21 protein-coding genes and 1 pseudogene are annotated in these 21,919 nt (G+C 62.7%); 3 read left to right on the top strand and 19 right to left on the bottom strand.

Annotated elements, in window-relative coordinates:
• Positions 1-60: 60 nt before the first annotated feature.
• From G6N47_RS27665 to G6N47_RS27725, 13 genes and pseudogenes are all read right to left on the bottom strand, one after another.
• Positions 61-1,494, bottom strand: a complete 1,434-nt coding sequence (locus G6N47_RS27665; RefSeq protein ID WP_083133790.1) for an aldehyde dehydrogenase family protein — start codon at positions 1,492-1,494, stop codon at positions 61-63.
• Positions 1,494-3,197 carry a thiamine pyrophosphate-binding protein gene (locus tag G6N47_RS27670; RefSeq protein WP_083133791.1) on the bottom strand — a complete coding sequence of 568 codons (1,704 nt, stop codon included), beginning with the start codon at positions 3,195-3,197 and terminating at the stop codon, positions 1,494-1,496. The genes G6N47_RS27665 and G6N47_RS27670 overlap by 1 nt, the downstream gene beginning before the upstream one ends.
• A gap of 521 nt (positions 3,198-3,718) precedes the next feature.
• Positions 3,719-3,874: a hypothetical protein gene (locus tag G6N47_RS27675; RefSeq protein ID WP_211281511.1), complete on the bottom strand. Its 156-nt coding sequence runs from the start codon at positions 3,872-3,874 to the stop codon at positions 3,719-3,721.
• Between the two features lie 10 nt (positions 3,875-3,884).
• On the bottom strand, positions 3,885-4,346 hold the full coding sequence (locus G6N47_RS27680) for a VOC family protein (RefSeq protein ID WP_083133723.1): 462 nt from the start codon (positions 4,344-4,346) through the stop codon (positions 3,885-3,887).
• Between the two features lie 156 nt (positions 4,347-4,502).
• Positions 4,503-5,354 carry a TauD/TfdA dioxygenase family protein gene (locus G6N47_RS27685; protein WP_083133724.1) on the bottom strand — a complete coding sequence of 284 codons (852 nt, stop codon included), beginning with the start codon at positions 5,352-5,354 and terminating at the stop codon, positions 4,503-4,505.
• 19 nt (positions 5,355-5,373) lie between these two features.
• On the bottom strand, positions 5,374-6,564 hold the full coding sequence (locus G6N47_RS27690; RefSeq protein ID WP_083133725.1) for a cytochrome P450: 1,191 nt from the start codon (positions 6,562-6,564) through the stop codon (positions 5,374-5,376).
• Between the two features lie 282 nt (positions 6,565-6,846).
• Positions 6,847-7,560, bottom strand: a complete 714-nt coding sequence (locus tag G6N47_RS27695) for an SDR family NAD(P)-dependent oxidoreductase (protein WP_083133726.1) — start codon at positions 7,558-7,560, stop codon at positions 6,847-6,849.
• A gap of 216 nt (positions 7,561-7,776) precedes the next feature.
• A pseudogene (locus G6N47_RS27700) lies at positions 7,777-8,298 on the bottom strand (carboxymuconolactone decarboxylase family protein); the annotation flags it as partial.
• 112 nt (positions 8,299-8,410) lie between these two features.
• Positions 8,411-8,959, bottom strand: coding sequence for a carboxymuconolactone decarboxylase family protein (locus tag G6N47_RS27705; RefSeq protein ID WP_083133728.1), 549 nt, complete (start codon positions 8,957-8,959; stop codon positions 8,411-8,413).
• On the bottom strand, positions 8,956-9,393 hold the full coding sequence (locus G6N47_RS27710) for a carboxymuconolactone decarboxylase family protein (RefSeq protein ID WP_083133729.1): 438 nt from the start codon (positions 9,391-9,393) through the stop codon (positions 8,956-8,958). The genes G6N47_RS27705 and G6N47_RS27710 overlap by 4 nt, the downstream gene beginning before the upstream one ends.
• A 91-nt stretch (positions 9,394-9,484) precedes the next feature.
• Positions 9,485-10,291, bottom strand: coding sequence for an SDR family NAD(P)-dependent oxidoreductase (locus G6N47_RS27715; protein WP_083133730.1), 807 nt, complete (start codon positions 10,289-10,291; stop codon positions 9,485-9,487).
• A gap of 173 nt (positions 10,292-10,464) precedes the next feature.
• Complete coding sequence (locus G6N47_RS27720; RefSeq protein WP_083133731.1) at positions 10,465-11,178, bottom strand: phosphotransferase-like protein; 714 nt, start codon at positions 11,176-11,178, stop codon at positions 10,465-10,467.
• Between the two features lie 64 nt (positions 11,179-11,242).
• Positions 11,243-12,220 (bottom strand): DUF7065 domain-containing protein, encoded by a 978-nt coding sequence (locus G6N47_RS27725; RefSeq protein WP_139799664.1) that lies wholly within the window; start codon positions 12,218-12,220, stop codon positions 11,243-11,245.
• Between the two features lie 391 nt (positions 12,221-12,611).
• Between G6N47_RS27725 and G6N47_RS27730 the strand changes: the two genes are divergently transcribed.
• Positions 12,612-13,814 (top strand): cytochrome P450, encoded by a 1,203-nt coding sequence (locus tag G6N47_RS27730; protein ID WP_083133792.1) that lies wholly within the window; start codon positions 12,612-12,614, stop codon positions 13,812-13,814.
• A 43-nt stretch (positions 13,815-13,857) separates the two neighbouring features.
• Positions 13,858-14,694 (top strand): mycofactocin-coupled SDR family oxidoreductase, encoded by an 837-nt coding sequence (locus G6N47_RS27735; RefSeq protein WP_083133733.1) that lies wholly within the window; start codon positions 13,858-13,860, stop codon positions 14,692-14,694.
• A gap of 79 nt (positions 14,695-14,773) precedes the next feature.
• Here the strand turns inward: G6N47_RS27735 and G6N47_RS27740 are convergent, their stop codons facing one another.
• The 6 genes from G6N47_RS27740 to G6N47_RS27765 form a co-directional block, all read right to left on the bottom strand.
• Positions 14,774-15,898 (bottom strand): M24 family metallopeptidase, encoded by a 1,125-nt coding sequence (locus G6N47_RS27740; protein ID WP_083133734.1) that lies wholly within the window; start codon positions 15,896-15,898, stop codon positions 14,774-14,776.
• The gene (locus G6N47_RS27745; RefSeq protein WP_083133735.1) at positions 15,888-17,123 is read right to left on the bottom strand and encodes a M24 family metallopeptidase; all 1,236 of its coding nucleotides are present in this window, start codon (positions 17,121-17,123) and stop codon (positions 15,888-15,890) included. Before G6N47_RS27745 ends, G6N47_RS27740 begins: the two co-directional genes overlap by 11 nt.
• 9 nt (positions 17,124-17,132) lie before the next feature.
• The gene (locus G6N47_RS27750; protein WP_083133736.1) at positions 17,133-18,308 is read right to left on the bottom strand and encodes an amidohydrolase family protein; all 1,176 of its coding nucleotides are present in this window, start codon (positions 18,306-18,308) and stop codon (positions 17,133-17,135) included.
• Positions 18,309-18,375: 67 nt separating this feature from the next.
• Positions 18,376-19,614: a cytochrome P450 gene (locus G6N47_RS27755; RefSeq protein ID WP_083133793.1), complete on the bottom strand. Its 1,239-nt coding sequence runs from the start codon at positions 19,612-19,614 to the stop codon at positions 18,376-18,378.
• A 27-nt stretch (positions 19,615-19,641) separates the two neighbouring features.
• Positions 19,642-19,836: a ferredoxin gene (locus G6N47_RS27760; protein ID WP_083133737.1), complete on the bottom strand. Its 195-nt coding sequence runs from the start codon at positions 19,834-19,836 to the stop codon at positions 19,642-19,644.
• A 348-nt stretch (positions 19,837-20,184) separates the two neighbouring features.
• Positions 20,185-20,640: a MarR family winged helix-turn-helix transcriptional regulator gene (locus tag G6N47_RS27765; RefSeq protein ID WP_083133738.1), complete on the bottom strand. Its 456-nt coding sequence runs from the start codon at positions 20,638-20,640 to the stop codon at positions 20,185-20,187.
• A gap of 483 nt (positions 20,641-21,123) precedes the next feature.
• On the opposite strand from G6N47_RS27765, the gene G6N47_RS27770 reads away from it, so the two are divergent.
• Entirely contained in the window at positions 21,124-21,669 is a 546-nt protein-coding gene (locus G6N47_RS27770; RefSeq protein WP_232080447.1) for a MarR family winged helix-turn-helix transcriptional regulator, read from the top strand.
• Positions 21,670-21,919 lie beyond the last annotated feature (250 nt).

Consider the following 21,919-nt stretch of genomic DNA (forward strand, 5'->3'; position numbering starts at 1 on the left):
GGCACCGCACACCACAACGAGCCGGCCGTCGAGCTTCAAGACATCGGCCATGCCCTTTGGTCAGCCTGCGCTTTCCGGCGCGTAGCCGAGAATTGCCTTGGTTTCAAGGTATTCGTGGAAGCCGAACTCGCCCCATTCGCGGCCGTTGCCGCTGCGCTTGTAACCGCCGAATCCGGCGTGGAAGTCGAATCCGTCGTTGATCACCACCCATCCCGACCGCAGCCGGCGGGCGACCGCCTGAGCCTTCTCCAGGTCGTTGGCCGCGACGTAGCCGGCCAGGCCGTAATCTGTGTCGTTGGCGATCTCGACGGCATCGTCGACGTTGTCGTAACCGAGGATGGCCAGCACCGGACCGAAGATTTCCTCGCGCGCAATGGTCATCTCGTTGCTGACGTTGGCGAAAACGGTGGGTTTTATGTAATAGCCCGTTTCCAGCCCATCGGGACGGCCGGTCCCGCCGGTAACCAGCGTGGCGCCCTCGTCGATGCCCTTCTGGATCAGCGACTGGATCTTGTCGAACTGCGCGCGGGAAACCACCGGGCCCAGCGCGACATCCCCGGTGGGGTCGCCCACCGTGAGCTTTTCGGTAGCCTCTCGGGCGACGTCGGCGGCTTCGTCCATGCGCGCGCTGGGTACCAGCATGCGCGAAGGCGCACTGCACGATTGCCCGGAATTGCTCATCAGGTTGGCGACGCCGCTGCCGACATTGGCGGCGAATGCCGCGTCGTCGAGGATGATGTTGGGGCCTTTACCGCCCAGCTCCTGGGTGACCCGCGTGACCGTCGGTGCGGCGTTACGGGCGATTTCGACACCGGCGCGGGTCGAGCCGGTGAACGACACCATGTCCACGTCCGGATGCCCGGCCAGCGCCACCCCGACGCCCGGACCATCACCCTGCACGAGATTGAACACCCCGGCGGGAACACCGGCGGCATGCAGGACCTCGGTGAAGATGTGCGCCGAAAACGGCGCTACCTCTGAAGGTTTGAGAACCATTGTGCAACCGGTCGCCAGGGCCGGGAAAACCTTGACGGCAACCTGGTTCATCGGCCAGTTCCACGGTGTGATCAGTCCGCAGACCCCGATCGGCTCCTTCACGAAAAGGGTTGCGCCGCGTTGCTGCTCGAACGGGTAAGACTTGAGAACTTCGATGGCAGTGTTCAAATGCCCGAGCCCGAGTCCGACCTGCGGACCGGCGGCAAGTGTGACGGGCGCACCCATCTCCTCGGTGATCGCCTCGGCAAGATCATCGGCACGCTGCTGATATTCGGTGAGGATCCGCTGCAGGATATCGAGTCGTTGCTCGCGGGTGGTCAGCGACCAATCAGCGAAGGCTCGGCGGGCGGCGGCGACGGCCCGATCGACATCAGCGGCCGAACCGAGCGCGACCCTCCCGCAGACCTGCTCGGTGGCCGGATTTTCGACACCCAGTGTCTTGGGTTCGGCCGGATCCACCCACTGCCCGTCGATGTAGAGCTTGAGGTATTGACGCATCATTGGGTTCCTTCCGCGTACCAGGTTCGAAATTCGTCGTAGCTTGGCATCTCCTCAGAATTCACCTTCGGGTCGATCGGCACATGGATGACGCCGACTTTGCCGCTGGCATAAGCTCGTTCGATCGCCGGGCCGATGTCCTGGCCGTGCTCGATGTATTCGCCGCGGCAGCCGAAGCCCTCGGCGACCTTGTCGAAGCGCACATCTCTGCTCCAGTGCACGCCGGTCTCCAACGACCCCTGACCGAAAGTGCGTTTATACACGCCAACCTCCAGGCCCCACTGGTGGTCGACGCCCACCACGCACACCAGCGGAAGATTCAGGCGCGCAGCGGTTTCCAGTTCGGCGATGTGGAACATGAATGACGAGTCGCTGGTCAGCAGCATCACCGGCCGCTTGCGGCCGTCCGCCACCGACGCACCGATGGCGTAGGGCAGACCGGTCCCGATGTGGCCGAAGTTCTGGTTCCAGATCACATCGTGCGGCTTTGCCTGCGAGTAGGTCCAGCCGAATATGACCGTCGCGCCGCCGTCGCGCACCATGATCCCATCGGCGGGGAACGCTTTTGTCGCCTCGACGACGAAACGCGCTGTGTGCACGGGTGTTCCGGACGGAGCGGTTTTCGCCAGTTCGGCCAGCCGCGCCGCATCCTGCTTGACCCATCCCTCGAGCTGTGGGGAGGCCGCGCGTGGCGAATCCTTGAGCGCGTCGACCAGCTGCGGCACGATCGCCCGCAGATCACCCACCAGCGGAACATCGATACGCCTGTTCACGCCGATCGCCGCCGGATCAAGTTCGACGCCGATCCATTTGCGGTGGGCATCGTTGGCGGCCCAGTGACGCCCCTTGCCGTAATGGACCGGCTCGCCGAGCTCGGTGCCAATGGCGATACATAGATCGGACTTCACCACCGCCTCGACGGCCGAGGGAGAAAATCCGTAGGGAAAAGTACGGTCCTCGAGGCCCTTGATGAACGCGGTCCCCCCGGACGTCTGGATCACCGGGCAATTCACCAGTTTCGCGAGCGCCTCGACCGATTCTCCGGCGCGTGCGCACTGCACAGCGTGACCGACCAACAGAATCGGTTGGTTCGCCTTTTTGATCAGCTCCAGCGCCTTATCGACCATCTGCGCGCTGGCACCCTGGTTCACCAAGCGGTAGGCGTCGGGTGCCAGCGGTTGGGCCACGTCGAGTTCTGCAGTGATCACGTGTGCCGGGTATTCGATGTAAGCCGGTCCGGGTGTATCCGTCTGCGTGCGTCGCAGCGCTTCGCGGACGATCTCATCGGTCTGGTCTGCGTATTCGATGCTGGCTGCATACTTGACCGACGGCGCGAGAAGCGGTGTCTGCGACACGAATTGAATGCGGCCGCGTCGCACACGCTGTTCGGTGATCCGGGCCCGCTGACCGCCGAGAAAGATGACCGGTGAGTTCTCGACTTTCGCGCACATCATGGCGCCGGCGAGATTGGCAAGCCCCGGCCCGAGCGTGCCGATACACAGACCAGGCCTGCCCGTCATGCGCGAGACGGCCTCGGCCATGAACCCAGCGCATTCTTCGTGGTGCGGGGCGACGACATCCCACCCCCGTTGCTCGGCCGCGTGGAACATGTGCACAAAATTCGGGTCCGGGATGCCGAAGAGGGTTTTGATGCCCTCCGCCTCGAACAGCTCCAGGATGCGCTCGTAGACCTTGACAGTCATGATCGGATTTCCCCAGCTCCTTCTGCAGGGCGGATTCTGCACGTCTTGAAAGCCGGCCGCCATCCATCGCCACGTGCCCTTGCCGACGCCACATGACGTTGGTGGCTGGTCGATGTTGAAGCAACTAATTGTCCGGACAATATGTCATTCCTTAATAACCTGGTGCTGATCGTTGCGGGCAGCCCTTCGGCCATAATTCACCCTCCCGATACCCTGGTCAAGGGTGTGATGCCAGGCTGAAGTGCTCATAGCGGATGAGTCGGGATGTCCACGCCCCAAGGCACGGCGACAACTCTCTGGTGTGGGCATTATTGTATGGACCAGCTCCGGCTACTAGGCGTCCGGGCCAACACCTCGGGCCGGCTCGCAGATACGAATGCTGTGCGTCATGGCAGCTTTGTATACTACTTGACAGTATCAGAGATTGCAGTCGACTGCAAAGGTTTTCTACCGGCATGCGAAGCCGACGCTTGAGGCACAGCAGGGCCCAGTGTCAGGCCCCCTGTTTGGTTTTGTGCCGCTCAGAGATCGTCCGATGCGGGCTGGTCAGCGTGGTCCTCCCACAGCGGGGCCCAGTCAAAGGTCCAGATCCGCGAATAGCCCAAATCTTCGGCCAGAACGGCAAGTTCGCTGAATGCGGGTCCGGGCGGCGGCCCGCATGAGACCTCGATAGTCACTGACGCGGCATCAGGTGTTGATAGGAGTGGGGTTGTTCCACTCCAGGAGTTCGATGCGGTTACCGTCGGGATCGGTCAGAAAGACCAGGTCGTAGCCGACGTCATCGTTTCTGACCGATGTGCGGGTCGATTCAATGACCGTTGCGCCGTGGGCGACCAGTCGGGCTTCGGCACTGGGGAGATCGTCGACTTCGAACGACAGGTGCGTCAGACCCACCTGGTTGCGCGTGCCCGGCGGAGCGCCGACACAGCCGGGCTCAGCCCACCACAGTAGCTCCAGCCGAAAACCGTCCTTGGTGATCATCTGCGAGGTTAGCTGCGTGCTGCCCGTGATTTCGGCGGCCCCCGCCACTTCTGCTCCGGCGTCGTAGGTTTCGGCAACCTCAAAGCCGAGGCCTTCGGTGTAGAAGCGCAGCGATGTCCTCAGGTCCGCAACGCATAAGCCAACATGGGAAACACTGAGCTCTGTCATCGATTCATCCCGAAGTCTGTGCCCGACAACGATACGAACGGACTCTCGCATCGCGTCTGTCTTCGGCGATGCATGCCGGCAGGCTCCGGGCGGATGGCCTGCGCGATCGCCGCATCGTCGAAGCGGTTCATGGTTGCGAACTCCCGTATCCACCCATCAGGCGAAGGGTTCCTCACCTTGCAGTTTGGTCCGGTGCAATAGCCGCCCGGACTTCGCATCGTAGGGCGTGGCGCGGTGCATTGTGCCGGTGTTGTCCCAGATCACCAGGTCGCCAACGGTCCATTTATGGCGGTAGACAAACTGTGGCTGGGTCGCCCAATCACGAAGCTGCACAAGCAGTTCAGCGCTCTTTTTGAAATCCATGTCGATGATGTGGCGGGCGGTGGCGCCGAGGATAAGAGACTTGCGACCCGAGCGGTGAGTCCATACCAACGGCAACTCCTGGTCGCCGATCGCCATCATGCGACGCAGCATCTCGATGCGCGGTTCGGGGTCGTAGTAAAACAATGTGTTCCACGCCGAATGCATCACGCGCAAGGATTCGATCTCCCGTTTTTCGCGGTCCGGTAGATTCTCATATGCGGCATAGGTGTTGCAGAACTCGGTGTCGCCGCCAGCTTCAGGCGCTACCTTGCTGGACAAGAGGGAGGCGAGGATGGGCACTTCGCTCATCGTGCCGTCGATGTGCCAGTACAGCGATCCCTTGAGATAGTCGGCGGTTTGGCTGACCTTGGGATCCAAGGTGACGTTGTAAACCTCCTCCCCACTTACTTCACGGGCGATGGTCCCCAGCGTCTGGGTAAAGGCGACCTGTTCATCGTCGGTGAAGCCGATCTGAGGAAACACCAGCACGCCCCTTTGCTCGAGCAACTCGCGGATCCGGCCGGCGTGCGCACCGCTCAAAAGTGTCTGCTTGTCCGCCCGGATCTCGGTGGCGATACGGGGCGTGATGTCTTTGGTCACCAGTCCGCTTGCCGGCCGCCCATCATGCGTCACAGACGTGGTCATCCGTGCTTCCCTTCTCGCGCTACTGGGCCGTCGCCGGAACTCCGACGTCGATGACACCCTGCACGGGTCCGCGCGCGAAAAAGGCGTCTCCGTAGTCGATATCGTGCAGCTGGTAGTCGGGAGCGGTGGCCAGCAGTGCCTCAAGCGCTACCCGAGCTTCCAGCCGCGCGAGCGCGGCGCCGATGCAGACATGCCTGCCCGTCGTGAAGGCCAGGTGGGCTTTGAGCTCACGGCCGATGTCAAAACGCTGTGGGTCAGGCCAGCGTCGTGGGTCGCGGTTGGCCGCACCCAGCATCGCGTAGATCACGTCGCCCTTTTCGAAGTGAGTCCCTGCCAGCTCGGTGTCGCGGACGACGACGCGCACGATCGCTTGCGTTGGGCTTTGCCAGCGCAGCACCTCCTCGACTGCATTGGGGATCAACGACAAATCCTCCACGAGTTGGTGGCGCTGCTCGGGATGCTGCTCAAGGGCGACCAGCGTCAGCCCCAAAAGCTTGGCGGTCGTGTCATAACCCGCGAGCAGGAGGTTCAAAGCCACCGCCCGGATCTCGGCGTCACTCCAATCGGCAACGTCGATCATCACGGTGAGGAGGTCCTCAGGTCGCTCGCGCCGATGGCGCTCAATCTCTTCGCTCAGGTATGTCTTCGCTTCGGCGACAACAGCTTCCATCGCGCGGCGGGCCTCGGGCCCTTCGTTTCCGAATGCGACGTTCCCGACAAGGACGTTCGACCAGCGCCGGAAGTCGTCGTGCCGTTCCTCGGGCACTCCCAGCAACTCGGCGACGACGATCACGGGGATCCTGGTGAAGTCATCGATGTCGAAGTGGTCATGACCGTCGACCAGTGGCGTGAGCAGCTGGCCGACGATGTTGCGGACGCGAGGCTCCCAGGTGCGCTGCATCGACGTGGCGGCGAAGTGGCGGGCCATCGGGCCGCGGAGCCGACGGTGGTCTGCTCCTTCGGTGATGCTGATCGCCGGCGCCTCAAACCAGAAATAGACGTCGGGTCGCAGCGCACCGGGCACACTGAATTGGACTGTGTTGCTGTCGGTTAGCACAGCCGTACAGTCGTCATATCCGGGAACCATCCAGGCGTGGGCTGCTCCGTTCCACACGACACGACCCGCGGCGCGGATCTCCTCGAGCAACGGGAACGGGTCGACCGCCAGTGCTGGATCACGAAAATCAATATCGAGCTGCGGGGTCGACACCGCCAACTCCCTTCTAACGCCCACTCGACAAGCAACGCTGCCTAGTTATGGTCCGGACAAATATGCAATTGTTGGATGCAGCCCACGTTCGGGCGCGAGGCAGGTTATGCCAGTTAACTATTCACACCGGAGCGTACATTGGGAATTCCGCCGTGGCCAGTGATCGCGGCGCATACCTCAGATCGCGTTGAACCTATTTGTCTGGACCAAATGCGTGGATATTCTCAATTGCCCCAAATGAGCCCCACAATGACCGACCCGCGCAAACTTCCGCCCGGCCCTTCAGGTCGCGCGTCCCCCGTTGACGCCGATGATCTGTCCGGTGATATAGCCGGCGTCCTCGGAAACGAGGAAGCCGCAGACGGCGGCGATGTCTTCCGGCCGCCCAATTCGTCTCACGGGGGTAGCCGCGATCAGATCGTCGATGCTGAGGTGCCCGAAATCGCCGCGCCGTTCAGCGTTTCGCAACATCGGCGTGTCGATGAAGCCGGGCGGGACGGCGTTAACGGTGATGCCGTGCGGGCCGTATTCCAGGGCGAGTACTTTGGTCAGGCCGTTGACGGCAGATTTCGCGGCCACATAGTGGGCCCTCATCGGGGTGCCCGAATGGGTGCTCGATGACGAGATGTTGACGATCCGCCCCCACCCGGCGGTCAGCATGTCCGGCAGCACCGCTTGCACACAGTGGAACACGCCGTTGAGGTTGACGTCGACAACCCGCTGCCATTCCGCGAAGTCAAGGTCGTGGAAGGCGACATACCCCTCGGTGCCGGCCGCGTTGACCAAAACGGTAACGGGACCCAGTTGCGCGCGTACCTGGGCCAGCGCCGCATCGACCTGGGACCGGTCGGTAACGTCTACGGCGTAGCAGAGTTCGGCGCATGCCGGCTTCATATCGAAGGTCGCAACGTCATATCCATCGCTGCGTAGCCGCGCTGCGATGGCCGCGCCGATGCCCGACGCGCCCCCGGTGACCACCGCAGTCCGTGAGGTCATTTTGCATCCCTTCGCTCTGCTGATCTCCAAACTACTTGTTACACAACATGTTTGTCATTCGTCACATTGCACACTGTGTGCTGGGCGGCCGCTTCGCAAGCCATGCTGTCAAGTTCCGTTATTCCCTTGTGGCGGCTGAGCGTCACGGCAAGCGCCTTCGTGTGGAGAGCGGCCCTGGCTTTCGTCAAGGCCATGGGCAGCGTCGCGCCAGTGCTGGTCTTCGGGTTGGACTCCGAAGGTGTTTATTCCTGCCGCCAGAAGCAGATAGCCACCGATTGTGAAAACGAGATCCATGCATTGGCGCTCATCGAGGTACTCGGCTAGCGCTGTCCAGGTAGCGTCTGATACGCGAAATCCGGTCAGGAGCTCATCAACTGCGCGCAGTGCCGGAGCCGCTCGGCCGTCGTCGCCATAATCTGCGGTGGCCGCCGCGATGTCCGCATCAGATAGCCCGACCTGGCGGCCCAGCCCCACATGATGAGCCCATTCGTACTCACAGTGCGTATGGTGCGCCACGCGCAGGATCACCATCTCGCGCAATCTCGGCGGCAGAGTCGAATCCCGCTGTAGGTAGAAACCGAATGGCAGGTAGGCCCGCGTCAACATCGGATGCCGAACCAGTGTCGCCACCAGATTACCAACGCCTACCCCCGAAATCCGTTCGGCGGGAACCGCGCTGGCCAACGCCTCACGCTCCCGGTCATCCCACTGATCCGGCGGTAACGGGGTCAACCGCATGCGCCGACACCTCCCCTCATCCTCGGCTGTGGTGCCAACTCCACCACGAGCCGCCGGGTCACACGAGCAGCCGGTTGATTTCCGGCCAGCCCAGCGCGTGCGTCCAGCAGACTCATCGCCCGCCCGGCTGGTTGTGCGGCATGAACTTGTCGATGTCCCCAGAGCCGATCGTGGTCAGCTGGTGGGTGTCAAGGGCGCCGTCGATTCCTAGCGCCGCACGTGGCTTGTTGACCAAGAACGACGTGAGCCTGAGCATGAGGCCCACGATCTCCTCGGGAGAGAAATACTTGAGCGCTTCGTCGCGCGCCTCTTGCGTGAGCTCCGAAGGCATTTCGAGGAACGCCGCGGTGAGTCGCAGCGCGGCTTTCTGCCGCTCGGGCAGGGCGCTATGCTCGAACCTCACCACGGTGTGCGTCATGTCCGCACCGAAATGGCTGGCGGTCTGCATCCGTATGCTCAAGCAGTATTGGCAGGACTGTGCGACCCCATTGCGGATCCTGATGAGCTCGACCAGCTCGGGGTCGTCGGGAGGGAGTCCCAGCGCGGCGACGTAGAAATCCATGTAGGAGCCGACGAGATGCTGGTCGGTGAGCGAGTTGAGGTACATGGCCGCGTCCTGGCCCGCCGTGACCGGCGCGACGTTGATCTTCGGAGTCGTCATGGCGCGGGCTCCAGGTCGAGCAGCGTCGATAACCTGAGCGAGGCCTCATATGCCGCGATCACGGTGGTGAAATTGATGACCCCGGATGTTCCGAGCTCGCGCTCGAGGCCGCCGACCAGCTCGCGGCTCACCACTGACGGGTCGATGACGACCTGCTCGACGAACTCGAGCGTGTTGCGCTGCAGCTCGGTGAACGACGACGACCGTTCCCACGACGTGAGCTCGGCGAGCAGATCAGGGCTGTGCAAGGCGAGTTCCTCGCGGCAATGCAACATTTGAGCGATTCGTGCCTTACACAACGTGAGCAGGTCCGGATCGGTTGCCGCCGCGCACGTTTCGAGGAATGTCCGGTGCCGCGCATAAACTTCCGGATGCATCCCGAGTACGGCATCTCGCTCGCTTTGCCCATCAGCGGTGATCGGCAGCCACGTCATGACGGTTCACCCGCGGTCGTCTCACCGCCGCGATCGTGAGTCAGCTGCGGATCATCGATCAGCTCTAAATCCATTCCGACCTCCTGCCGAATCAGCTATTCATGGCTTGAATTGGCTTGCCCGCCACCAGTCCACCGTCGACGGGCAATACCGTCCCGGTGACGTAGCGCGAACGGTTGCCGGCGAAATACAGGGCAGCGCCCGCGACGTCTTCGGGTGTGCCCTCGCGCTTTAGCGGACGGTCGGCGCGCATCGCCTCGCGTAGCGACTGCTCGAAATGCCGGATCTCATCCGCGGACTTTCCGGACGCCGCGGACGCAAGCATCGGCGTGGGGATGTTGCCCGGTGCGATGGCGTTGACTCGAATGTCGTGGCAGGCCAACTCGATAGCGGCGCACTTGGTGAATTGGATGACCGCCGCCTTGGATGCGCGATACGTGACCACACCGGCGCCGGCCTGGATGCCGCCAATCGACGTCAGATTGATGATGGATCCGCCGCCGTGATCAGCCATGTGCCGGGCAGCATCGCGGGTACCAGCCATCACCCCGAGCACATTGATCGCCATGATGCGTTGGAAGTCGTCTAGGTCGTCCTCCAAGAAGCTTTCGTGCATCGTGCCGGAAACGCCGGCGTTGTTCACCATGATGTGCAGTCCGCCGAAACTCTCGACGGCGACAGCGACAAGTCGGCCGAGCTGGTGCGGGTCGGCCACATCGGTGCAGTGGAAGAGCGTGTTCTCTCCCAGCGCGGCGGCAACATCCTCGCCGCGTTGCCGGTCGAGGTCTGCGATCACCACCCGCGCACCTTCGGCAACGAATCTTTCCGCCACGCCCCGACCGATACCGGACGCGCCGCCGGTGATGATGGCGACCCTGCCCGTTAGTTCGTTGACCACGGCTGCCGACTCCCTTTTCCTCGACCGAGTTTCTTGCCTACAAGCGCATGCCGTCGTTGCTTTCGGCCTTGGCCACCAACAATTTTCACAGGCAAGGCGACTGTCCGATTGTCATTCGATTGCACCGACGACTTCTTCATGCAGGACAGGTCATTTCGCCATTTCGGCCCAGATCAGCCGGACGTTGTCATCGAATGCGTATCTGCGGTGGGTACCCACCTACGGTCAAGCTTGCGGGCGAGCGAGGCAAGCGCTGTTCCGGGACCCTTGCTCAACCGGGCCATGATTGCCTTTGCCACTTCGGGCGGCGACAAGGCGCCGGTGTCCAAAACGAGATCGAACTCATCATGGCAAAAGATCTCGTTCGCCATGGATTCAGACCAGCTCTTCGTCGCTGCATTCACCTTTCGGCCTTGCTCATCACCGAGAATATTTATCACCTCGGGCAGGCGATCGTCGATGCGTTTGCGCAATAGGTCGGTAGAGGGCTTGAGCGCGACGAAAAGCGTTGGCAACTCGTGCAATTGGGCTACGCACTGCTGAAGAATCGGCGGACGCGCCGTAGTGATGTGATCCATTACGACGTTCTGGCCCATGCGCACCGCCGCCGAGGCCATCTCATTCAGTGTGCGGATCATCGTAGGCCCGTGTCTGCCCAATGCCAGGTGTGCTGGACCGTCGGGTGCGGCGCTGTCATCGGGCCTCATGTACAGCCCTTCGGTACAGCGGCTGCCACCATCGACGAACTTGGCGGGCGTCATTGTGCCGAGGAAGATGTCGGCGCCGAAGTGCAGCCACAAATCGTCGGCCTGTGCGATGAACTCACGGCACGTCGTGGTCTTGCCGCTGCCGCTCGTGCCGGTAATGACGACGAGTCGCCCGGTCATCGCCACGCCAATTCGTGAGTCGACCCCACGGCGTCGACGCAGTCAGCCGACCGTCCTAGCGCCGTCATCGTGTTTTCCAGCTGGCCGGGCCGGCACGGTGCCAGCGACGAAATGTGTCGAGGCTGTAGTACTCCTGGTCTTCGCCGACCGCGTCGGTGAAGCCGTCGTAGTCCCATTTGTACAAGGTCCACCACTGCCCGTGGTCGGGGAAGAGGATGACCTCCGCAGGTGTCTGCTCTCGCCCCAGGGCATGCAGCGTCCGGCCGTCGGCGTCTTCGGCCACGACCTCAACCACGCTGGGTCGCGGCCCGGTGCGCTCGAGCACCCGCCGCACGCCCTTGGTGATCGGGGCCATGTGACCGTCTCGCAGCAGGTAACCGTAGCCGGCAACGACTTGGGTATCGCGGCTGTTGTCCTTATCAACAGCGAGGACGTGCCATCCGGTCTTGTCGTCGGCCGTCGACCACGTGTAACCACCAGTCATGACTGTTTCCAGGTGCCGGCGCCCGTGAGAGCCATCGCGGATGGAGTAGCAGTCGACCCGGTAGGTTTCGCCGTCCAATTCGACGGTGCCGGTGATGTGTCCAGGCTGCTCGAAATGGAGCCGGAACGCGTGCTCGAGACCGCCTTCGCTGCGCTCACCGACCGGGTGGGGTGCAGCGACAGCTTCGAAGACCAGATCTAGCTTGAAGTTGTTTCTGTTGTACCCGAGGCGGTAGCGCTTCAGTGGCTCGAGCATTCGTACCGACGTCGTACACGGCGCCTCGAAATCGTACTTGTTGTAGTCGATTCCGTACTTTCCCGACGGCAGGGGTTTCATCAGCTGCCAGTCGTAGTACAGGAACTCCCAGGCATGCTGGCCTGAGGGGTCCCACATGGCGGGGCCGCTGAGTAGACAATTCATGTTCGGCCGGAAATGGGTATAGAAGAAGCCGTTTATGTTCCTCTCGGGTATCGCCCAGGAGAACCACGAACTGTCACTCCAATAGGGGTCATCACCCATGTTCATATTGAAGTAGTCGGCAACTTCTGAGGTGAGCATCTTCGCTTGATCACCCTTCGTCCGCATGCTTTCCGGGGAGCCAACTGCTTCTCGGACGCTAATTTCGTAAGACGATTTCTCCACGGCCAGGCTAGATTCGGCCACAATGCAGTGTCAATGGCTCGCGCCGGCCGCCCGTCGAGGTCGCCTGACTGACTTGAGGATGTGCGTGTATCGCACGCTATTCCGGCGGCGGCTACGACGCGATCGGTCCGGACAAATCGTTCGAATATCGCACATTTTCGGCATCGCTGGACCGCCCCGTATTGCATAGAGTGACAAGAGATCTCACAAACGAATTTGTCGTTGACAGTTGGTGATCGCTGGTGACAGAGTGTGCAGCACGATCGGCGATTCCCTGGCGAATGCGGTCCTTACGGGAGGCGATATCGTGACAGTCAGCGCCACCAGCGATGTCTTTTACGACCCGTACAACGTTGAGCTCAACGCCAATCCCTATCCGATGTTTCACCGGCTCCGGGAAGAGGCGCCCCTCTACTACAACCGGGAACACGACTTCTACGCGCTGAGTCGATTCGCCGATGTCGACGGGGCACTCGTTGATCACGAAACCTTCAGCTCGGCGCGTGGCGCGATCTTGGAGACGATCAGAGCCAACATCGAAATCCCCGCCGGTTTCCTTCTTTACGAGGATCCGCCGCTACATGACGTCCATCGCAAGTTGCTTGGGCGGATGTTCACGCCGCGCAAAATCAGTGACCTGGAACCCAAGATCCGCGAATTCTGCGCTCAGTGCCTGGATCCGCGGATCGGCACCGACCGGTTCGACTTCGTCACCGACCTCGGTACACAGATGCCCATGCGGGTGATCGGCATGCTGTTGGGCATGCCCGAAGCTGACCAGCAAGCCGTCCGGGATCGCTGGGACGACAACCTGCGCACGGAGGCCGGCCAACCCATGGACGTCGCCGCAGAGGGCATTGACGCCGGCGAAGTCTTCGCCAGGTACATCGACTGGCGAGCCGACCACCCGTCGGATGACATCATGACCGAGCTGCTCAACGTCGAGTTCGAGGATGAAACCGGCACCATACGCCGATTGACGCGCAATGAACTGCTCGCCTATGCGGGCCTGGTCGCCGGCGCAGGCAACGAGACGACCGGTCGGCTGATCGGCTGGATGGGCAAGGTGCTGGCCGAGCATCCAGAGCAGCGTCGCCAACTCGCCGAAGACAAGTCGTTGATCCCGCAAGCCATTGAAGAACTTTTACGCTACGAGCCACCGGCGCCGCACCTGGCCCGGTACGTCACTCGCGACGTCGACCTCCACGGCCAGACAGTGCCCGCGGGCAGCATCATGATGTTGCTGGTCGGTGCGGCCAACCGTGACCATCGCCAATTCCCTCCGGGCGGAGATGTTTTCGACATCCACCGGGAAACCCGCCAGCACCTGACGTTCAGTGTCGGCATTCACTTCTGCCTGGGTGCGGCGTTGGCCCGGCTGGAGGGACGGATCGCGCTCGAGGAAGTCTTGAAACGGTTCCCGGAGTGGGACGTGGACCTGACCAACGCCAAGCTCTCACCGACGTCAACGGTGCGAGGCTGGGAATCGATGCCGGCTGTTCTCCGCTGAGCGGCAGCGGTCCGAAGTTCAACGTTGCACAAGTGAGGTATTGATGGCGGGACGGGTCGACGGAAAGGTCGCGTTCATCACCGGCGCGGCGCGTGGTCAGGGCCGTAGTCACGCGGTGCGGCTGGCGCAGGAGGGCGCCGACATCATCGCGATCGATATCTGCAAGCCGATCGATAGCGTGTCGACTCCGCCATCGACGCCGGAGGATCTTGCCGAGACCGCGGATCTGGTCAAGGGCCATAACCGCCGTATTTTCACCGCCGAGGTGGATGTGCGTGACTTCGACGCGCTCAAAGCCGCAGTGGACACCGGCGTCGAGCAGCTCGGCAGACTGGACATCATTGTTGCCAATGCGGGCATCGGCAGCGGCGGAGATACCCTCGACCAGACCAGCGAGCGGGACTGGCGGGACATGATCGACGTGAATTTGTCCGGGGTGTGGAAGACGGTGAAAGTCGGTGTGCCGCATCTATTGTCGGCCGGGCGCGGCGGCTCGATCATCCTGACCAGCTCGATCGGCGGGCTGAAGGCCTACGCGAACTTCGGCCACTACGTGGCCGCCAAACATGGCGTAGTAGGCCTGATGCGATCCTTCGCCGTCGAGCTTGGCCAGCACATGATCCGTGTGAACTCAGTGCATCCTACGCATGTGAACACGCCGATGGTGATGAACGAGAGTAATTACCGGTTGTTTCGGCCGGACCTGGACAACCCGGGCCCCGACGACATCGCGCCGATCTGCCAGGCATTCCATACCCTGCCGATCCCGTGGGTCGAACCCGAGGACATCAGCAACGCGGTGCTGTTCCTCGCCTCCGACGAGTCCCGCTACGTCACCGGCATCACGCTTTCCGTCGACGCGGGCAGCGGCCTGAAGTAACAGGAAATAAAACGGGCCTAAGACCTAGAGGGTGACCTTGTCCGGCTACGGCGGACAGCACAGCTCAACCGTAAAATTCTCAAACCGCCGCACTGGCAAACGGACTCGAGGTGAGAACTTGCGGCCCCTCGGCGGCGATCAGCACCGCCTCCCGGCCGAACACCGCGCCGACGCCCCGCTCCCAGACATAGCCCGTTACCGCGAGCACCATGCCCGGTTCCAGCCGTTCCCCGGCCGCCGTGGCAGGTAGCTGCGCTGACACGACCGGCGGGTCGAAGCCCATGCCTAACCCGCACGCCACCGGCATCGGCGGCAGTGGCTCCCCCGCCGCGTCGTACGCGGACAATAGATCCGCAGCGGCCGCACCAGGCTGGCACGCGTCATACAACCTGCGCCACAGCAGATCCCAACGCCGGAACAGGTCGGCGGCACCGACCGGTTCGCCGAGCGGCCAAGTCCGGCCCACTTCGCCGATGTAGCCGCCGGCGAGCACACCTGCGGACAGCGCCACCAAGTCTCCGGGCCCAATGCGCCCCTCGAGGCTGCCCCGTCGCCACGGATGCTCCCGCGACGTCACCCATGCGACGTCCTGAGTTGCCGGGGTGCTCACCCCGCCGGCCGTCATGGCTTCCAACAAGACACCGGCCAACATCTTCTCGCTGATGCCTGGACGCAGCTCGGCCACCGCTACCGTCAGCGCCGCCTCGGCCACCCCGATAGCATCACGCAGCGCGCGCACCTCTTCGGCGGTCTTGACGCGGCGCGCGGCCCGCATGGCCAATTCGCCATCGACAAGCTCCGCCTTCGGAAAGGCTATCGGCAGTAACTGTGCGAAAAGCGGTGAAAGTGCGTCGGTGCCAACACGCTTCGCGGTGGCCGCGCCCTCGATGCCCTGTAGCACTGAGATCACAGTCATCGGGTTCCATGCCAGACCGTACAGATTTTCATGCGGGATGTCGTCGGGCACGCCCTCGTCCCAAGTGCTCATCAGGTGGATGGCGCCAGTCGCACGGATCAGCACGCAGGTCGGACCGAATGGCCGCGTGCCGGCAATCCACAGTTGCGGCGCGCCCGCAACGTAACGCACGTTGGCCTGTCGCCCGAGCACCAACACATCGAGGTCGTGGGCTTCCATCTGGGCCAGCACGCGCTCCCGCCGCCCGCAGCGCAGAACGCGGTCGTCGGGCAGGACCTCAGTTGCCATAGGGGTCATACGGGTAGTCGGTCAAGCGCATCCAGCCCTCCTCGGTGATGACGATGATTTCCTCGCTGCGGTAGCCGCCGGTTCCGTCCTCCCACACGACCGGCTCCAAGACCAGCACCATTCCCGGTTCGAAAACAAAGTTTTCATCAAATTCGTCGCCGAGATCCGTTCCGATCATGGGTGTTTCAGCGGCGTACACACCGATACCGTGGCCCAGATAAAAATGTGGCAGCCATGGGCGGTCACCGCCGTTGGCCTTGGTCGCGGCTCTGCCCAGCTCCGCAGCGGTGACACCGGGCCGCATCACATCCAAAACGGCGGTCATGATCTCTTGCCACTTGCGGAATTGGTCCTGCTGGCGTGGCGTCGGATCGCGGCCGACGACCCAGGTACGGCCGAAGTCCGAACAGTACCCGCGGTAGGTGATGCTGACATCGGTCCAGAGCACATCACCGACCGCCAGTTCCCGTTCGGTGGTTAGCAACGGCAGCGCCAGATCTCCATGCGTGGTCCAAACACCGTCTGCCTTGCGCTGCGGCATCACCTGCCAGATCGGTTCGAGCATGCTGGCCGTGGCGCCCAACTCGAATGCCCGGCGCACGAATCCGGCCGACAAATCGATCTGGCGAACTCCGGGCGCCAAGGCTGCCTGCACATCGGACATGGCGTCGTCAGTAATCCGACAGGCGGTGCGGATACAGGCCAACTCGTCGCGGGTCTTGATGACCTGAGCCGCACCGATCACCTGAGCGGCATCGATCGTCCGGCCCGGACCGAACAACCGCTGATCGGCGCGGCGCATCGCTCCGGTGAACTCGTCGACACCGACGCTCGCACCGGAGGGGATCAGATCGGCGATCACCCGCGCGAAGTTTTCGACACCCTCGTCAAACTCGGGATAGACCGGGCCGTGCAGATGGTCGGCAGGCAATCCCGATTCGTATGCGGCGCCCTCACGAAACGGCAGGAACAGATGCGGCCACTCGTCGTCGGCGAGCACCACCGCCACCGGCCGCTCGATGTGTGACAGGCCCGCATCGCCCAGCGGCCAACTCGTCCCGGTCGCGTAGGTCACAGCGCTGTTGGCGAGCAGGATCAATGCGTCGACTTGGTGGTCGGCCATCGCCGCGCGCAGCCGCGCACCAGTCTCGCGGCGCATCCGGCCCATATCCGGCGCGTCCGGGATGTCGATCGTCGATCCCTGCGCCTGCATAAACGCCGTCATCAAATCGCCTCAGAGACCTAAGAATTCGGTGATGTTGTCACTGACGATTCGCGCGGCCGCCTCGGGCCCGACCGCATCGACGACCGCAGCCAGCGACTTCTCGGAGTAGCCGTAGGTGCTTTCGTTGTGCGGATAATCGCTCGACCACATGACCTTGTCGACCCCAATCTTGTCGATGAGCTGCAATCCCAGTGGGTCGACCATGAACGACGCGCTCATGTGATTGTCCCAGTAGTAGCGGACATCGTGCTCGATCGGTCGATCCAGCATGTGCCGATACGATGCCATCTGGTGCTCGCCGTCCTGCAACGCCGGGGGCACCCAGGCGATTCCGCCCTCGAACCAGCCGACCCGCAGCCGCGGATGCTTATCAAGAATGCCACCAAAGACGTACTTGGCGAACATTTCCCGGAATGAGTCGACATTGACCATCATGCTGATGACTACGCTATTGACCTCGCAGGGAGTCTTGGGCGGAGTCTCACCGATATGATGCGTCACCGGCAGACCGGCCTCCTCGATCTCGTCCCACACCGCGTTCATGGCCGTGCTCGAGTAATCGATGACGTTGTCCTGCTTATCCTTGCCCGGACTCAACGGCAGCAGGAAAGTCTTGAGCCCCAGCGACTTTAGCTCCGCAAGTGTTCGGCGGGTCCCTTGCGGATCCCACCAGTTGATGAGCCCAACACCATAGAAGTGACCAGCCGAGCGCTCCTGCAGGTCGGCGATGTACTCGTTGTAGATGCGAAACGCCAGTTCGCGCAGTTCGTGGTCCGGGAATCCGAAAAGCGCCAAAACCGCGTTCGGAAAGGCCAGTTCCTTGTCGACGCCGTCCTCACGCAATTCCTGGATCCGCGCCTCGATGTTGTTGCTTTTAGCCCCGGGCAGGTCGTCGTATTGCATCAGCACTGCGCTGAAATCGGGTGGCAGGAACGACTGGCCCGCCTGCAGGCCGATTTGATATGCGCCGTCTTCGTACCAGATCCTCGGCGCCCTATCCTTGAGATCTGATGGGAACCGTTGGTAGAAGATATCTTCCGCCAGCGAAATGTGGTTATCTGCGGAGAAAACCACCGTGCCTTCCGGCAAGCCCACACTACTCAGGTCCGCATGGCCGCGGCGATTCTTGGGAGCGCCAAACCCTTCCGGTGGATAAAGCGAAACACTACTTGTTCCAGTGGACATTATTGATCTCCAATCAGGCCGGCTCGGTTTCGGGTCTTCGTCGTTTCAGCTAGGCGGGCATAGGTACTCACCAGGTCACCGGCAGTTCGTAGACCCCGTAGGCGAGGCTGTCGTGTTTGAACGGGATCTCTTCGATCGGCACGGCCAGCTTCAGCGTCGGGATACGGCGAAGCAGTGTGTGGTAGACGATCTGCAACTCTGCGCGGGCAAGCTGCTGGCCCACACATTGATGCCGGCCGTAGCCGAAGGCAACATGCTGCCCGGCCCCCGACCGGTGCAGGTACAGCCGGCCGGGTTCGTCAAAGACCGTGGTATCCCAGTTCGCCGGTGCCTGGTCGATGATGATGCCCTCGCCCGCGCGGATGGTCTCACCGGCGATCTCGATGTCCTCGATCGCGATCCGGCGCTGGCCGTTATGGATGATGGACAGGTAGCGCAAAAGTTCCTCGACGGCGTTGGCGACCACTCCCAGGTCGTCGGTGTCACGAAGCACCGCGAGTTGCTGCGGGTCCTGCAGCAGCGCCAGCACGCCGAGCCCGATCATGTTGGCGGTGGTCTCGTGCCCGGCGATCAGCAGGGCGACAGCCTGCTCGGCGGCTTCGCTGACATCGAGTTCGCCCGACTTGACCCGCTCGGCGAGATCCGACACCGCATCCTCGGCCGGATTGGCCATCTTTGTTTCGACCAATTTCGTCAGGTATTCCGAGAGCACGACAGTGCCCTTGACGGCGTCCTCGCTGGTCGCGTATCGGGCCAGCCCGACGTTGGCATGCCGCTGGAAAAATTCGGCGTCTTCATACGGCACGCCGAGCAACCGGCTGATAACCAGCGACGGCACGGGCAACGCCAGTGCCGTGACGATGTCAGCCGGTTTGGGCCCGGTCAGCATCGCGTCGATGTGCTCGTCGGTGATCTGCTGGATCACCGGCCGCAGGCCCTCTACCCGTTTGAAGGTGAAGGGCTTGGACAACATCCGCCGAAACCGGGTGTGCTCCTCGGCGTCTGAGGTGAAGACTGAGCGTGGTCGTTGGTGCGCTGTCGACGAAAAGCCCTCATTCCAATGCGGGTAACCGGGGCGCCGGTCGTCGACACTAACGCGGGCATCGGAAAACAGCGCCCGGGCTTCGGCATAGCCGGTGATCAGCCACGGGGTGCTGCCGTCCCAGATACGAACTCTGTTAAGCGGCTTTGATTCCGCCAGTGACAGCATGGCCGGCGGTGGGGCGAATGGACAGCCGGCTGCCCTGGCCATCGGATATTCCGGTATGTCAGCCTTGGTCGCGTTATCGGTCAGGGAGTCGGACACAGTCACTCCTCGAATGGGATAGCCGGATCACTCCTCGATGTGAATAGCCTGTGCAGGACAGCCGCCGGCGGCGGCGCGAGCACCGTCGGCGTGCTCGGCCGGCGGGCTTTCGTTGAGCAGTACGACGCTGCCGTCCTCTTCGCGTTGATCGAAGACGTCCGGTGCCTGCATCACGCAATTTCCCGATGAGACGCATTTATCTTGTTCGACAGTCACTTTCATCGACAGCCTCTTCCATGAACGTGTTACTTCTGCCCATGACACGCAGGCCGCGAGTGCTAAAATCGCACTTCTACGTGCATTATTAATAAATACTGAGCATCGCCCTCGCTCGGTTGTCTGTCAAGGGCGAAAGTGCTGAAACCGCGGGACGTCTCGGTAACAGCCAACAGTTGTTTCGTGTTTGTGTTCGCATAACGCTCATGCCGAATTACGGCATTGCGGTTGAGTCTGTACCGCAGCGGCAATGGCCGGCTGGCCCGATGTTGACCTCGATGCCGCTCGGGATAATCTGCCCGGCCGGCACGCAATAACCGCGGACGGCCACACGTGCATGGCTGCGCGCTCACGTCAGGTGTGACCCTGCTCCGCGAGCCGCTCCAGGGCAGGCAATGCCCGGCACAGCGTTTCCCGATCCTCGCGGTTCAGCGCGGTCAGCATCGCCGCCAGCGCCGCACAACGCGCCGCCAGCGCTTCGCGCCGAACGGCGTCTCCGCGCGGCGTACGTTCGACGAGCACGACTCTTTGATCCTCAGGATCGGACAATCGGGTGACCAGGCCCAGTTTCTCCAGACGTCGGACGCACACCGTGATGGTGGGGGGTTGGACGCGTTCATGCGCGGCCAACTCATTGAGTCGCATCGGTCCCGCTTCCGACAGGGCGCTCAGGATCGACAGTTGACTCAGCGTGAGGTCGCTTGCGGCGATGATGACGGGGTCGCGGCGGCCAAACACCAGCAGCACCTTGGACAAGACCCGGTGCAACTCTTCGGCGAGCCCACCGGTTCGCTGCTCGGCCTGCCTCATTGGCTACCGGCTCGTTGAAAAGTCGGCGAACCGGCACGACCGCACGGCACGGGTGACGGGGACCGACCGGCCCGGTTGTTCCTTCCCGCCATGGAGGCGAATCAAGGGGCGTGCATATCGGCGGATCGAAACCGTGGATCGGCGGGCTGACCGACGCGCCTGCGCAGTACGTGGCGCCGGACTGGGCGACCACGCGTGGGCGCGGTGACGGTCGGCACCCGCACCCGTTCGGAACTCGCCCATGGCGACGAACACGCGATTAACTTTAGCAGCCTAATGTAGCGGCACTTACACGATTTACCGCTGATCGTTGCGGAATCGCCGCTAGGGACGCGGCTGCCGTGCGGCGAAATCCGGTGCCCCCCAGGCTCGGGTTCGTCGGCCTGGGTGCTGGCCGGAAGGCGCGGCAGTCACCTTGGCCGTCTAATCCGGCCGCGGGACCCCGCAACTAAATGTATATACGTCTTGTGATATAACTCCGGCGTGGACGAATCGCCACGCGATGAGCGCAGCGCTGTGATCGGCGAGGTGCTCGATGAGGCGGCCGACCTGGTCCTGCGGTATCTGGCCGACCGTGCCGATCTGAGCGTCAGTGCCGCGGCGGTGCTCAACCGGGTGAATCGGGAAGGTCCGATGCGGCTGACGGCACTGGCCACGGCCGAAGGGATAAGCCAGCCGGCCATGACGCAGCTGGTCCAGCGCCTGGAGCGTCAGAACCTGCTCGCCAGGCTCAGCGACCCCGCTGATCGGCGGGCGGCATTGGTGATCATCACCGCGGCCGGCAAACAACTGCTGACGCAACGCACACGCACCCGTCGCGCGCGCCTTGCCGATCTGCTGGCGGTACTGCCTGGCGAAGACACGTTCGCGCTGTGGCTTTCCGCGCAAGTCGCCTTGCCGATCATGCGGCGGCTGCTTGACAACGCGACCCACCCCGAGGCGGCAATGGACCCACCAACAACACGTCCCGGGCCCGGCACTACCGCCTCGGGTTCCGGTGGTGCTGCGGCAGCCCGAGCAGTGACCTAGCAGCTGGATGGCCCGAACGCGAACGGAGGGCAAGGATTTTGATCACGAGAGTCGGTCTACAGCGCTTGTTGTGGGGGGCGCGGCGTGGCTTTGCCTGATGGTGGTCATGCTGGCTGGCATCCCCGAAAGCACTGTGCACCAGAGGCTTTCGTGAGCCTAACAGACCACACATACACCCACACGACCACCGGCGCACAGCCCTCACGTAACCGAACTGCCGCGGTACTGCTCCGCCGACCCAGTAACGCGA

This window comes from Mycobacterium branderi (genome assembly GCF_010728725.1).
Classification (GTDB): Bacteria; Actinomycetota; Actinomycetes; order Mycobacteriales; family Mycobacteriaceae; genus Mycobacterium; species Mycobacterium branderi.

Coding starts and splice junctions, on each gene's coding strand:
- G6N47_RS27740 (WP_083133734.1), bottom strand. CDS start 15,898: ATGGCAACTGAGGTCCTGCCCGACGACCGCGTTCTGCGCTGCGGGCGG.
- G6N47_RS27685 (WP_083133724.1), bottom strand. CDS start 5,354: ATGACCACGTCTGTGACGCATGATGGGCGGCCGGCAAGCGGACTGGTG.
- G6N47_RS27750 (WP_083133736.1), bottom strand. CDS start 18,308: ATGTCCACTGGAACAAGTAGTGTTTCGCTTTATCCACCGGAAGGGTTT.
- G6N47_RS27665 (WP_083133790.1), bottom strand. CDS start 1,494: ATGCGTCAATACCTCAAGCTCTACATCGACGGGCAGTGGGTGGATCCG.
- G6N47_RS27735 (WP_083133733.1), top strand. CDS start 13,858: ATGGCGGGACGGGTCGACGGAAAGGTCGCGTTCATCACCGGCGCGGCG.
- G6N47_RS27720 (WP_083133731.1), bottom strand. CDS start 11,178: ATGACCGGGCGACTCGTCGTCATTACCGGCACGAGCGGCAGCGGCAAG.
- G6N47_RS27765 (WP_083133738.1), bottom strand. CDS start 20,640: ATGAGGCAGGCCGAGCAGCGAACCGGTGGGCTCGCCGAAGAGTTGCAC.
- G6N47_RS27670 (WP_083133791.1), bottom strand. CDS start 3,197: ATGACTGTCAAGGTCTACGAGCGCATCCTGGAGCTGTTCGAGGCGGAG.
- G6N47_RS27745 (WP_083133735.1), bottom strand. CDS start 17,123: ATGACGGCGTTTATGCAGGCGCAGGGATCGACGATCGACATCCCGGAC.
- G6N47_RS27705 (WP_083133728.1), bottom strand. CDS start 8,959: ATGACGACTCCGAAGATCAACGTCGCGCCGGTCACGGCGGGCCAGGAC.
- G6N47_RS27725 (WP_139799664.1), bottom strand. CDS start 12,220: ATGCTCACCTCAGAAGTTGCCGACTACTTCAATATGAACATGGGTGAT.
- G6N47_RS27710 (WP_083133729.1), bottom strand. CDS start 9,393: ATGACGTGGCTGCCGATCACCGCTGATGGGCAAAGCGAGCGAGATGCC.
- G6N47_RS27680 (WP_083133723.1), bottom strand. CDS start 4,346: ATGACAGAGCTCAGTGTTTCCCATGTTGGCTTATGCGTTGCGGACCTG.
- G6N47_RS27760 (WP_083133737.1), bottom strand. CDS start 19,836: ATGAAAGTGACTGTCGAACAAGATAAATGCGTCTCATCGGGAAATTGC.
- G6N47_RS27695 (WP_083133726.1), bottom strand. CDS start 7,560: ATGACCTCACGGACTGCGGTGGTCACCGGGGGCGCGTCGGGCATCGGC.